Annotated in this window: 10 protein-coding genes; 3 read left to right on the top strand and 7 right to left on the bottom strand. The window is 62.0% G+C overall.

Annotated elements, in window-relative coordinates; translation table 11 throughout:
• Positions 1 to 90: 90 nt before the first annotated feature.
• Complete coding sequence (gene rhaS / locus NTH_RS12790) at positions 91 to 1089, bottom strand: rhamnose ABC transporter substrate-binding protein (RefSeq protein WP_338530372.1); 999 nt, start codon at positions 1087 to 1089, stop codon at positions 91 to 93.
• A 57-nt stretch (positions 1090 to 1146) separates the two neighbouring features.
• Positions 1147 to 1956, bottom strand: a complete 810-nt coding sequence (locus NTH_RS12785; protein ID WP_338530371.1) for a DeoR/GlpR family DNA-binding transcription regulator — start codon at positions 1954 to 1956, stop codon at positions 1147 to 1149.
• A 185-nt stretch (positions 1957 to 2141) separates the two neighbouring features.
• Between NTH_RS12785 and NTH_RS12780 the strand changes: the two genes are divergently transcribed.
• The gene (locus NTH_RS12780; protein ID WP_338530370.1) at positions 2142 to 4244 is read left to right on the top strand and encodes a bifunctional rhamnulose-1-phosphate aldolase/short-chain dehydrogenase; all 2103 of its coding nucleotides are present in this window, start codon (positions 2142 to 2144) and stop codon (positions 4242 to 4244) included.
• Positions 4245 to 4251: 7 nt separating this feature from the next.
• The gene (gene rhaI, locus NTH_RS12775; protein WP_338530369.1) at positions 4252 to 5541 is read left to right on the top strand and encodes an L-rhamnose catabolism isomerase; all 1290 of its coding nucleotides are present in this window, start codon (positions 4252 to 4254) and stop codon (positions 5539 to 5541) included.
• 14 nt (positions 5542 to 5555) lie between these two features.
• On the opposite strand, the gene NTH_RS12770 is transcribed toward rhaI, so the two are convergent.
• The 4 genes from NTH_RS12770 to NTH_RS12755 form a co-directional block, all read right to left on the bottom strand.
• Positions 5556 to 6335 (bottom strand): inositol monophosphatase family protein, encoded by a 780-nt coding sequence (locus NTH_RS12770; RefSeq protein ID WP_338531899.1) that lies wholly within the window; start codon positions 6333 to 6335, stop codon positions 5556 to 5558.
• Positions 6336 to 6382: 47 nt separating this feature from the next.
• Positions 6383 to 7444, bottom strand: coding sequence for an ABC transporter ATP-binding protein (locus NTH_RS12765; protein ID WP_338530368.1), 1062 nt, complete (start codon positions 7442 to 7444; stop codon positions 6383 to 6385).
• Positions 7441 to 9672: an ABC transporter permease gene (locus tag NTH_RS12760; protein WP_338530367.1), complete on the bottom strand. Its 2232-nt coding sequence runs from the start codon at positions 9670 to 9672 to the stop codon at positions 7441 to 7443. Before NTH_RS12760 ends, NTH_RS12765 begins: the two co-directional genes overlap by 4 nt.
• A 73-nt stretch (positions 9673 to 9745) precedes the next feature.
• Complete coding sequence (locus NTH_RS12755; RefSeq protein WP_422392439.1) at positions 9746 to 10753, bottom strand: ABC transporter substrate-binding protein; 1008 nt, start codon at positions 10751 to 10753, stop codon at positions 9746 to 9748.
• A gap of 239 nt (positions 10754 to 10992) precedes the next feature.
• Between NTH_RS12755 and NTH_RS12750 the strand changes: the two genes are divergently transcribed.
• Positions 10993 to 11985, top strand: a complete 993-nt coding sequence (locus tag NTH_RS12750; protein ID WP_338530365.1) for a LacI family DNA-binding transcriptional regulator — start codon at positions 10993 to 10995, stop codon at positions 11983 to 11985.
• A 29-nt stretch (positions 11986 to 12014) separates the two neighbouring features.
• On the opposite strand, the gene NTH_RS12745 is transcribed toward NTH_RS12750, so the two are convergent.
• The gene (locus NTH_RS12745; protein WP_338530364.1) at positions 12015 to 12479 is read right to left on the bottom strand and encodes an Lrp/AsnC family transcriptional regulator; all 465 of its coding nucleotides are present in this window, start codon (positions 12477 to 12479) and stop codon (positions 12015 to 12017) included.
• Between the last annotated feature and the right edge of the window lie 27 nt (positions 12480 to 12506).

Raw genomic sequence — 12506 nt, 5'->3', positions numbered from 1 at the left:
ATGCGGCGGGCGCTCCAGATCTGCCTGTAATCTGTTGTGAAGCCGCCCCGACCGCCTGCCGGAGCAGGCGGTCGGGGAATGCTCATCGGATCAGAATATGTCCTTGAAGTCGTCGATGTTCGACGCGTCGTAGACGAAGGGTTCTGCCATCGCGCCCTCATTGTTGTCGTCGAGCTTGACCGAACCCATGCGGCCCATGGGAATCTCGGCGCCCGGCTCGGCCATGGCCTTTTCGGTCGCCAGATTGTAGGCGATCATGGTGGCTGAGTATCCGAGGTCGATTGGATTCCAGATGGCAAAGCTTTTCGACGCGCCGGACTCTACGTGGCCAGCCATCTCCGACGGCAGGCCGAGCCCGGTGACGTTGATCTCGCCCGCCTTGCCGGCATCGGTGACGGCCTGCGCGGCCGCGACGATGCCAACCGAGGTGGGGGCGATAATCGCCTTCAGGTCCGGATAGGACTGGATGAGGCCCTGCGCCTCGCGGTAGGATTTGTCAGCCAGATCGTCGCCATAGACCGTGGCAACGATATTTACCCCCGGATAGTTCGGCAGAACCTTCTTCATCTCCTCGATCCAGATGTTCTGGTTGGTCGCCGTCGCGGAAGCCGACAGGATGGCAACGTCGCCGCCGCCTTCCGGCAGGTGCTCGGCGGCCATCTTGACGCACATTTCGCCGATCAGCGCGTTGGACGAGGGGTTGAGATGCATCTGCCGGCCTTCCGGCGCCACGCCCGAATCCCAAGAGATCACCGTGATGCCGCGGTCCATTGCCTTCTTCAGTGTCGGCACCAGCGCATCGCGATCGTTTGCCGATACGGCAATGGCGTCTACATTCTGGGCGATCAGCGAGTTGATGACCTCGATCTGGCCCTCCGCCGTGGTGTCGGTGGGGCCGGTATAGATGATCTCGACCCCGCCCAGTTCCTCGGCGGCCTCCTTGGCGCCCTCATGAGCCGCCTCAAAAAAGCCGATGCCGAGCGCCTTGACCACCAGCGCGATCTTGACATCATCCTGCGCCTGCGCCGGATTGACCGTGAATGCGACCGACATGGCAGCCGCCGCGATTAATTTCCCGAAAAGTCTCATCAAGTCCTCCCTCAAACGTTGGTTGTGTTTCATCAGCGCCGCGGGTGAGACCTCCCCTCACGCCGGCAGCGAAGATACCTCCCTGTCCTTTTCCGGTATCGGAGCGACGATCAGCCGGACGCCCGCATCTTCAAGCATCCTGGCTTCGCGCTCCTCCACGCCGTCATCGGTGATGACGGTCGAAATGCGCTCCAGCCCGCACAGGATGAGGCTTGAGCGCTGACGGAATTTCGTGGAATCGACCAGAACCACCAGTTCGTCAGCCTGGTCGATCAGCTTCTGCTCGGCCTGGATCAGAAGCGGATCGCCTTCCATGAGGCCGAGCGGCCCCAGCCCCTGCGCGCCCATGAACATGCGCTTTGCATAGAAATTGCGCGTCACGTCGTTGTCGAAGGGCGAAAGGACAATGTTCTGTTCGCGGTAGATCGTGCCGCCGGGCAGCACCACCGTGTTCTTCGAATGTTTGAGAAGATGATCGGCGATGGCGAACGAGTTGGTGAGAATGGGCATGCGCCGCGCCGCCAAATAGTGCACCATTTGAAAGGTCGTCGTGCCGCCATTGATGATGATCGGCTCGCCATCGGTGCACAGTTCGACCGCCTTCTGCGCGATGGCGCGCTTCATGCCGGCATGCATCGTCTCGTTAACGCGGAAGGGCCGGCCGGCAAGACCGATTACCTGCGGCGGCGTCAGCGCCTCCGCCCCGCCGCGCACGCGCCTCAGCCGCTGCTGCACATGCAAGGCGGCGATGTCACGGCGGACCGTGGCTTCCGACGAACTCGTCATCTCCACGATCTCCTGCACGGTCACAACCGGCTTTTCCTGGACCGCGGACAAGATGATCCGATGGCGCTCTTTCTCGTGCATGCTTCCTCCCTGTGGGTCGATTAGCGCACCGGAAACGCGCATTGTCAATCATTTCTGATCAATTTAGCGCATATTGCAATGCACAATGATCGCAATTGATCGTTTCTGATTGACATTGCAGGCCCCGTTTGAGACCTTGCGGGAAAGGATGTGCGCCTTCAACGGGTGCTGCAAGGGAGGAATTCATGCTCGATACGCGCGGCGGCACGCGGCTTGCCAACCTTTGGGACGAGGCGAAGGCGCAGTCCATGAGCGAGCCGGAGCGTCTTTTGTACCGCTCAAACCTGCTCGGCTCCGACAAGCGCATCACCAATTACGGCGGCGGCAACACCTCGGCCAAGGCGATGGAGAGGGACCCGCTCACCGGCGACGAGGTCGAAGTGCTGTGGGTGAAGGGGTCGGGCGGCGATGTCGGCACCATCGGCATGGACGGTTTCGCCACGCTCTATATCGACAAGTTGCAGGCGCTGAAAGGGCTCTATCGCGGGGTCGAGCACGAAGACGAGATGGTCGGCTACCTGCCGCACTGCACGTTCAACCTCAATCCCCGCGCCGCCTCCATCGACACGCCTTTGCACGCCTTCGTGCCGAAGAAGCATGTCGACCACATGCATCCCGACGCGGTCATCGCCATCGCCGCCGCGAAAGACAGCAGGGAACTGACCCGGAAAATCTATGGCGGCGAGATCGGTTGGCTGCCATGGAAACGGCCCGGCTTCGAGCTCGGCCTGTGGCTGGAGAAATTCTGCCGGGACAACCCTGGGGCCAGGGGCGTCGTGCTGGAGAGCCACGGGCTCTTCACCTGGGGCGACACGGCGCGCGAATGCTATGAAACGACCGTCGAGATCATCAACCGCGCCATCGAGTGGTTTGCGGCCGAGAGCGAAGGCAAGCCGGCCTTTGGCGGACCGGTGCGAAAAACGCTGCCCGAGGCGGAGCGCCGCGCCATAGCGGCGCGGCTGATGCCGATCATCCGCGGCAAGATCTCGTCGTCTCAGTCCAAGGTGGGACATTTCGACGATCAGCCTGCGGTGCTGGAATTCATCGCCGCGCGCGACATGCAGAAGCTCGCGGCGCTCGGCACCAGTTGCCCGGATCATTTCCTGCGCACCAAGATCAGCCCGCTCGTCATCGATTTCGACCCGGAAACGCCGGATATCGACAACGCCGTCATCGGACTTGATGCAGCGCTGGAAGCCTATCGCCAGGGCCACGCCGCCTATTATGAACGCTGCAAGGAGCCGGACAGCCCGCCGATGCGCGATCCCAACGCCGTGGTCTATCTGGTGCCCGGGGTCGGCATGCTGACTTTCGCCAAGGACAAGGCGACTGCGCGAATTTCCGCTGAGTTCTACGTCAACGCCATCAATGTCATGCGCGGCGCCTCCAGCGTCTCATCCTATATGGGACTGCCGGAGAAGGAAGCCTTCGACATCGAATATTGGGTGCTGGAGGAGGCCAAGCTGCAGCGCATGCCGAAGCCCCGCCCGCTGGCCGGCAGGGTGGCGCTGATCACCGGCGGCGCCGGCGGCATCGGCAAGGCGACGGCGGAGCGGCTTCTAGCCGATGGCGCCTGCGTGATGCTGGCCGATATCGACGAGGCGGCCCTCGAGGTCGCCGAGACAGAACTTTCCGGCCGGCATTCGGCGGATGTGGTGCGCACGGTCAGACTCAACGTCACCTCGGAAAGCGAAACGGCCGATGCGTTCATAGCGGTGGCGCGCGAGTATGGCGGCCTCGACATCCTGGTCTCCAATGCCGGCATTTCCTCGTCCGCCCCTATCGACGAGACTGATCTTGCGATGTGGAACCGCAACATGGATATCCTGTCGACGGGCTACTTCCTCGTGGCGCGCGAAGGGTTCCGCCTCATGAAGGCGCAGGCTAATGGCGGCTCGATCGTCTTTGTCGCCTCAAAGAACGGGCTTGCCGCCTCGCCGAATGCCGCCGCCTATTGCACGGCCAAGGCTGCGGAGATCCATCTCGCCCGCTGCCTTGCCCTCGAAGGGGCCGAGTTCGGCATTCGCGTCAACACGGTTAATCCGGACGCGGTGTTGCGCGGCTCGAAGATCTGGTCGAGCGAATGGCGCGAGCAGCGCGCGGCGGCGTATAACATGGACCCGGACGAGTTGGAGGAGCATTACCGCAAGCGTTCTCTGCTCAAGCGCAACGTCCTTCCCGAAGACATCGCCGAGGCCATCTATTTCTTCGTTTCCGACATGGCGGCGAAATCGACCGGCAACATCGTGAACGTCGACGCCGGCAACGCGCAATCCTTTACGCGGTGAGGAAACTATGCAGGACATCATCGATAGCAGCGTGGTGGAGAACGAGAACGCCGCCCGACTGACCGGCCTCAATCGCGATTACGCCGCGCTCGGTGACAAGCTCGGCCGGCGCGGCGTGTCGATCGATGCGATCCGCGACAAGGTTGCCGCCTTCGGCATCGCCATTCCCTCCTGGGGCGTGGGCACCGGGGGCACGCGCTTCGCGCGCTTTCCCGGCCCCGGCGAGCCGCGCGACATATTCGACAAGATCGAGGACTGCGCCGTCATCGATCAACTGACCTGCGCCACCCCGAGGATCTCGCTGCACATCCCCTGGGACAAGGCGGACCCGCAGGCACTGAAGGAGGCGGCATCCCGTTTCGGCCTGGGCTTCGACGCCATCAACTCCAACACGTTCCAGGATCAGCCGGGCCAGCGTCGTTCCTATAAGTTCGGCTCGCTGTCACATACCGACGCGGCGACGCGGCAGCAGGCCGTCGAGCACAATCTCGAATGTATCGAGATCGGCAAGGCGATTGGCTCCAAAGCCTTGACGGTGTGGATCGGCGACGGTTCTAATTTTCCCGGCCAAAGCGATTTCGCCCGGGCTTTCGACCGCTATCTGGGCTCGATGAAGGCCGTCTATGCCGCCCTGCCCGAGGACTGGCGCGTCTTCACCGAGCATAAGATGTACGAACCGGCCTTCTATTCGACGGTCGTGCAGGACTGGGGCACGAATTATCTCATCGCCAAGGAGCTTGGGCCGAAAGCCTATTGCCTGGTCGATCTCGGGCATCACGCGCCGAACGTGAATATCGAGATGATCGTCTCCCGGCTGATCCAGTTCGGCAAGCTGGGCGGCTTCCACTTCAACGATTCCAAATATGGCGACGACGACCTCGACGCCGGTTCGATCGATCCCTACCGGCTGTTCCTGGTCTTCAACGAGTTGGTCGAGGCGGAGCGGCGCGAGGCGCCAGGCTTCCAGCCGGCGCATATGCTGGACCAGAGCCACAATGTGACGGACCCGATCGAAAGCCTGATGGTTTCGGCAGGCGAGGTGCGGCGCGCCTATGCCCAGGCACTGCTGGTCGACCGACAGGCGCTCGCCGAGGCGCAGGAGGCGAACGACGCCCTGATGGCGAGCGAAGCGCTCAAGGCGGCCTTCCGCACCGACGTCGAGCCTATCCTCGCCAGCGCGCGGCTGAAGGCCGGCGGCGCAGTCGACCCCGTCGCCGCCTATCGGGCCAGCGGCTACCGCAGGAAGGTTGCCGAAAAACGCCCGGCGACAGAAGGCAGCGGCGGCGGGATCGTCTGAGGCGCAGACCTGAATTATTCCGGTGCCACCGCGGAAATCTGCTCGAGTTCGGCATAGCTTGCCGGTGCAGCGGCCAGCACACGGGCAGGCTCCCGAAGGCCGTTTTGTGGGAAAGGCAATACAGTTCCGCCGGCCTCCGTCACCAGGCAGTAACCGGCCATGCAGTCCCAGGCGTTCATACTCGGCTCGGCGTAGCCAACCAGCCGGCCAGCAGCCACATAGGCCAGCATCAGCGCGCCTGAACCGTTGCGGACGAAACTGCCACCGATCTCGAACAAACTTTCCACGATGCGTGCCGCCGCGGCCGGTGTAACCCTATCATTGGACCCAAGACCAACCACGCCGGTGCGTAGGTCGAGCGTACTCGTGACGCGGATCGACACACCGTTGAGTGTCGCGCCACCGCCGCGTAATGCGCTGTAGCATTCGTTGAAACATGGGGCAGCGATCACGCCGAGCACCGGCTCGCCGTCAATGCACGCTCCCATCGACACGCACCAGTTGGGCATGCCGTTGAGGAACGGGCTGGTGCCGTCAATCGGGTCGATCACCCAAGTGAGGCCGCTCACGCCGAGCTCGAGGCCGAATTCCTCGCCGAGAATGCCGTCGTCGGCGAAGGCAGCCGCGATGCGCTCGCGGATGAGTTTCTCAACGGCACGATCGGCCTCAGATACGAGGTCCTGAGGATTGCGTTTAGCCTCGACAGTCAGACGATCGCGCTGATGGAAGTACTCCATGGCCAACGCGCCGGCCATCTCGGCGGTCCTCTTGGCAAAGGCCAGCCGCTCGGCCATGCCTGTATCGGATAGTGTCACGGTATTCTCCTGAATGTTGTCCGGCACTACCCGGTGATCAAAGCGACGCCCCGCTCGCGGAAGCCTACCGAAACGTCGGTGGTCGGCGGCAGAGGGTCGGTTGTGCCAGCATCGACGACGAACAAAATACCCTCCTCCACGGCTACCTCGTATTCGACATGGTCGCCGAGATAGGCAGAGCTCCGGATCCGGCCCGGCAGCAGCGCGCCGCCGCCGGGTGTCAGCGTGATGGCATTCGCCCTCACGGCGAGCTTGGCCGGGCCGGTTGTCGCTCCGCTAGCGGGCAGGCTGTGGAGGAGTCTGCCCACTTGCACCGTTGCCCGGCCCGCACCGATCTCCAGCACCTCACAAGGCAGCACATTGGCCTCGCCCATGAAATCGGCGATGAACTCGGATGCCGGCTGTTCGTAAAGTTCGCGCGGCGGGCCCTCCTGCGCTATGCGGCCGCTTTCCATGATGACGATGCGGTCTGAAACAGCCAATGCCTCCTGCTGGTCGTGGGTCACATAGACGGCGGTGAAGCCCAAGCGCTGTTGCAGTTCCCGAATTTCCGTGCGGACACGGCGGCGCAACCGGGCGTCCAGATTGGAAAGCGGCTCGTCCAGCAGGAGCACCTGGGGCTGCAGAACCAGCGCCCGCGCCACCGCCACGCGCTGCTGCTGACCGCCGGAAAGCTCCGCCGGTAGACGAGGGCCGAAATCGTCCAGTCCGACCAAGGCGAGACCCGCATTGGCATTCTCGCGCGCCTCCGCCTTAGACTGACCGCCCGCTTCCAGCCCGTAGGCAACGTTTTCCAGCACCGACATGTGCGGAAACAGGGCGTATGACTGGAACACCATGGCAACGTCGCGCTCGTTCGCCGGCAGCCGAGTCATATCGCGGCCGCCGATCTCGATGGTACCGGCCGTTGGCGTTTCGAGGCCAGCTAGCATGCGCAGCGTGGTCGTCTTGCCGCAGCCGGAGGGGCCGAGTAGCGTGACCAGTGTCCCCGGTTCTATCTCCAGATCGAGCCCGTGGATGGCGGTGAACGAGCCGAAGTTCTTTCGAATATTTCGAAAGCGCACCGAACCGCGCTGCGAGGTTCTCATGCCTTTGCCTCCAGATTGGGAACCACTCGTTTTGCCTTCGGCTGGCGGACCTCGGTACTTTCCCTCCTCAAACGGCGTTCGCCGACCAAGAGCTGCATGCCGCCGATAACGCAGATCATCACTAAGATGAGCACTGAGGAATAGGCGATGGCGATGCCGTATTCGCCGTTCTCAACCAGGCCGACAATATAGGCCGTGGCCATGTTGTACTTGGCGCTGACAAGGAAAATGACGGCGCTTATCGAGGTAATCGCTCGCACGAAGGAATAGACGAGTGCGGCTGTGATTGCCGGGCGCAGCAATGGCAGGATCACATTGCGGATGGTGCGGGGGCTGCCGGCGCCCAGCGTAATCGACGCCTCGTCGAGGCTCTTGTCGAGCTGGCTCATGGCGGCCACACCGCCACGCACACCCACCGGCATGTTGCGGAAGACGAAACAGGTGATCAGGATCAACGCCGTGCCAGTCATCTCGATTGGCGGCAGATTGAAGGCCATAATGTAGCTGATGCCGATCACAGTGCCCGGAATGGCAAAGCTCATCATCAGGGCGAACTCAAAAACATCTCTGCCCGCGAACTTGTGCCGGACGATGAGATACGCGGTCAGCAGTCCGACGGCGGCCGTCAGGGGAGCGGCAATGAGCGCGATCTTCATCGTCGTCCAGAAACTGTTCCACGCGACACCGGTCCAGGCCAGCCCCCCGTCACGCCATACGACAGAAAAGCCGCGCGCGTAGTGCTCGAGGGTCAGTGTGTGGTCTAGGCCCCAGACCTTCACGAACCCGCCGAACACGATCATCCCATACACGGCTAAGGTGAAGACGATCCATGGCACGACCACGGCGTAGAGCAACACAGCCAGCGGCATGGGCAGGGCGGCATGTTTGCCCGAATCGCCCTTGCCGGTCACGGTGGCGAAGCTGCGGCCCGATAGCCAGAGGCGCTGCAACAGGAAAGCCGACAGGGTGAAGGTGAGCAGGACAATCGCCAGTACGGCCGCGCGCGACGGATCGCTTTGCGCGCCGACGACGGCAAAGAATATTTCCGTCGAAAGCACACCATGGCTGCCCCCCAGAACGAGCGGATTGCCGAAATCGGCCATGCTTTCAATGAAGCCGATGAGGAAGGCGTTGGCCAGACCTGGCGCCATCAGCGGCAGAGAAACCTTGCGGAAGGTGCGCCAGCGCCCTGCCCGTAGCGTTTGTGAGGCTTCTTCCATCGAGGGGCTGACACCTTCAACAACGCCGATCAGCACCAGGAAGGAAATCGGGGTGAAGGACAAGACCTGTGCGATCCAGATGCCGGTGAGCCCGTACAGCCAGCGGCCGAGTTCGACACCTGTCAGTGCTTCGATCCACTGCGTGACGAAACCGGAACGGCCAAGCATCATCGTCAAAGCCAGGCCGATAACGAAGGGCGGGGTGATGATCGGCAGGACGCTCAGGAGACGCAGGCCCTTCTTGGCCGGGAATCGTGTGCGTGTCGCGACCAGTGCGAAGGCCAGCCCGAGCAACGTGGAGCCGGTAGCTGTCATGAGCGCCAGGAAAAGCGTTCGCCAGGCGACGCCGCAGCGTGCGCCGCCGATAACGCAGTCTAGACTCCAGATGGCGGGATCCTGGATATTGCGAATGAAACCGTCCGGGTTGAACGACCCGTGGAAATCTTGAAAGGAACCGGCGAACATCGAAATGATTGGGTAGAATACGAAGACGCCGACCAGCGCGATCAGCAATGTGATGGCGCCCACGGTAAAGGCGTCTCCCTTCATCGCGCCCCGCTCGGCCATTCCGAACGACAAGATTGCGAGGAAACATAAGAAGAAGATGGTTGCTCCAGCGCCGAAAGCCGGCTGTCCAGTCGGGAGCGGACCGAATAATGCCTCGCCAATGTTCCACGACCAGCCCCAGATGGTGATGGCGAGACCCTGCAGCGTAAGAAAAGCAACGCCAAGTGCGCCCGCGATAACAAGCTTGCCGCCACGTCTATCCCCCGGAGGCTCCTGCATCCGCACGACAAAGGCGGCGGCGAACAGGACAAAGCCGATCAGCAGCCACCAGCGGCCGACGAACGGTTGGAAGAGACCTGGGAAAAGGTCGGAATCGCCAAAGATCCCGAATATCCACTCGAAGGCGAAGAAACCCCGGTCGGCCCGATACCAGGGCAAAAGGCACAAGGAAAGCAGGCCGAACCCGAATGTGAGGTCGAGCCGGCGATTTTCGCGCGTCATGACGGTTCCTGTCGCCTCTGTCGGAACGTGACCCCGGCAAAGGGGCCGGGATCACGGCTTCGGTGTTGCGAGATCAGTTGGCGATAGCGCCGATCTCGCGGTCCCAGCGCTCGAGCAGCTCACGCCGGCGCTCGGAACTGCCATAGGTAGCAAAGTCGTAGTCGATCAGCTTCACCTCATCGAGGCTCGGCGCTTCCTCCGGAACGGCCGCCGAGGCGTTGGAGGGGATCTGGAACGACTTGGCCTCTTTCAGCAGCGACTGCACCTGGGGTTTCAGGACCCAATCGTACCAGGTCTTGGCTTCCTCGACGTTGCGGGCCTTGTCGACGATCGACATCGAGCCGATCTCGTAGCCCGTGCCTTCGCATGGCGCGACAACCTCGATGGGAAAGCCCTCGACCGCCTGGGCGACGGCATCATGCATGAAGACGATCCCAACGCCGTTTTCGCCGCGCGCCGCCGACTTGACCGGGGCTGAGCCCGATTTGGTGTATTGCGAGACATTTTCATTGAGCTTCTTGAGATAGTCGAACGCCTCGTCCTCTCCCATCAGCTGCACCAGGGTCGCTAGCGCCGTGTAAGCCGTGCCGGATGAACTGGGATGGGCAACCTGGATTTCGCCTTTCAGGGCCGGGTCCAGAAGATCAGCCCAGCATTTCGGCGGCTCAATGCCCTTGGACTCCAGCAGATCCTTGTTGTAGCCCCAGCCTAGCGCGCCGGAATAGACACCAACTGTCTTGTATTCTGCACTTTCGGCCTGCTTCACCGCCCAGGGAAGAAGTTCGGACAGCATCGGCGACTGATAAGCCATCGTCAGCCCGTCGGCTGCAGCCTGCAGATGCGGATCGCCCGTGCCGCCCCACCAGATATCGGTCTTCGGATTGCGCGCTTCGGCGCGCACCTTGGCATAGGCCTCGCCCGATGACAGGCGAACCATGGAGACGTCGATGTCGTGCTCCTTCTCGAACGTCTCAACAAGCAGTTCGCAGATCACAACGTCGGCTGAGCAGATCAGGTTCAAATTGGCGGCGCTGGCCGCAGCTGCAGATGCCAGTACGGAACCGGATGCAATCATGGCCATAGCCAAACGACTATTTCTCATTTCGTCCTCCCTTGGTGCACTAGATCTGTCGTGTTGCACACGTGTGCAATGTTCATACCCTTGGGACGCCAAGTCAATCCTCGACGTTAAATTTCATCCGGAAAGCTCAGACACCTGTATTGTGCAAAATTTGCACAGGAGTGCAAAGGCACCTATCTTCGCTTACTGTACGGGTTTGGGAGCTTTCGGGGGACAGTGTGACGGGACGTAGATTCTCCGTGAGTGCCAAGGACGTCGCGGCCAAGGCAGGGGTTTCCCGCGCGGCGGTTTCGCGCACATTCACACCGGGCGCCAGCGTGTCGCCGGAAACCCGCAGCAAGGTGCTGGAAGCTGCCGAAGCGCTCGGATATGAGGTCAACCATCTTGCCCGTGGCCTAATCCGTCAGCAATCCGGAATCGTGGCGTTGGTCGTCGCTCAACTTGCAACGCCCTACCGTTCCGAGTTGGTGCGTGCATTGACCGATCAATTGCAGGCCGCCGGCAAGGTGGCGATCCTCATCAATACGGACCGCTCCGACTCGACCGTTGACATGGCACTGCAGCAGGCCATCCGCTACCGGGCGGATGCCGCCATTGTCTTGTCGGGCATGCCCGAACGGTCGATCACCGAGCTCTGCCACCGCAATGGCCTGCGGCTCGTTCTGATCAACCGCGACGACAGCCACACCAGCTCGATCCAGATCCGCCTCAACGATGCCGAGGCGGCGCGCCTGGGCCTGATTGCCTTTGTGCGGTCAGGTTGCAAAAAGCTCGCGCTGGCGACCTCGGAAGCTGGCACGCCCAGCCTGGTGGCGCGTGAGCAGAGCTTTTTGGCCGAGGCCGGCAAGCGCGGGATCGACGTAATTTGCGAACGGTACGGGCCGACCGGCTATGAAAGCGGCCTCGTTCTCGGCGAGCGGCTATTGGTGCGGCCCGATAGGCCCGACGCCGTGTTCTGCACAACAGACTTGCTGGCCTGCGGCGTCATGGACGCGGCCCGCCACCGGTTCTCACTCGCTATACCCGACGATCTGTCGATAATCGGTTTCGACAATATCCCGCAGGCCGGTTGGGAGGCTTACCAGCTCACCACCTTCACGCAGCCAGTTGAGGACATCGCGGCGGCAGCCATGGACTGGCTCTCCCACACCGAGACGCAGGAAAAGCCGCATGTCGTGCACCTGACGGCGACGATGGCCTGGCGCAAGTCGGTACGCTCCGGCAAGCCTTGATCGAAAGCCAAGAGCCCGCCGAAGAATGATCATATCGGCAGAGGCCTGCGCTCTTCGATCGCCTCCATGGCGAAGTAAGACGTCACCGTATCGAGCTCCACTTTCTGGATGAGCCGCTGATAAACGGTATCGTAGCTCGCCATGTCCGTCGTCACGATGCGCAACATGTAGTCGTAGTCGCCGCCGATGCGGAAGAAGTCCACGACCTCGGGGATGGTGGAGACGTGCTGGCGAAAGGTCTGGAGCCAAGACGCGGAGTGGTGCCGGGTCTTGACCATCACAAAGACGACTAGGCCTAGGCCGAGCTTATTGCGGTCGACCTGCAAGGTGCGCCCTAAGATGACGCCCTTCTCCTCCAATGCACGTAGCCGGCGCCAGCAGGCATTCTGCGACAGCCCCACCCGGTCGGCCAGATCGCGTTGCGACAATGACGCGTCACGCTGGAGAGTGCGCAGTATCCTGAGGTCGAACTGATCCAGTTTCTCTGCCTTCATGTTGTCATATGATATGAAATTTTGACC

The sequence above is a fragment of the Nitratireductor thuwali genome, from assembly GCF_036621415.1.
Classification (GTDB): Bacteria; Pseudomonadota; Alphaproteobacteria; order Rhizobiales; family Rhizobiaceae; genus Chelativorans; species Chelativorans thuwali.
The sequence above is the reverse complement of the archived record's forward strand: the minus strand, read 5'-3'. Positions and strand labels throughout refer to the sequence as shown.

Bases quoted from the DNA above. Each gene is read 5' to 3' on its own strand.
- NTH_RS12755 (WP_422392439.1), bottom strand. From the start codon at position 10,753: ATGGCCATGATTGCATCCGGTTCCGTACTGGCATCTGCAGCTGCGGCC.
- rhaS (WP_338530372.1), bottom strand. From the start codon at position 1,089: ATGAGACTTTTCGGGAAATTAATCGCGGCGGCTGCCATGTCGGTCGCA.
- NTH_RS12765 (WP_338530368.1), bottom strand. From the start codon at position 7,444: ATGAGAACCTCGCAGCGCGGTTCGGTGCGCTTTCGAAATATTCGAAAG.
- NTH_RS12745 (WP_338530364.1), bottom strand. From the start codon at position 12,479: ATGAAGGCAGAGAAACTGGATCAGTTCGACCTCAGGATACTGCGCACT.
- NTH_RS12780 (WP_338530370.1), top strand. From the start codon at position 2,142: ATGCTCGATACGCGCGGCGGCACGCGGCTTGCCAACCTTTGGGACGAG.
- rhaI (WP_338530369.1), top strand. From the start codon at position 4,252: ATGCAGGACATCATCGATAGCAGCGTGGTGGAGAACGAGAACGCCGCC.
- NTH_RS12785 (WP_338530371.1), bottom strand. From the start codon at position 1,956: ATGCACGAGAAAGAGCGCCATCGGATCATCTTGTCCGCGGTCCAGGAA.
- NTH_RS12770 (WP_338531899.1), bottom strand. From the start codon at position 6,335: ATGGCCGAGCGGCTGGCCTTTGCCAAGAGGACCGCCGAGATGGCCGGC.
- NTH_RS12760 (WP_338530367.1), bottom strand. From the start codon at position 9,672: ATGACGCGCGAAAATCGCCGGCTCGACCTCACATTCGGGTTCGGCCTG.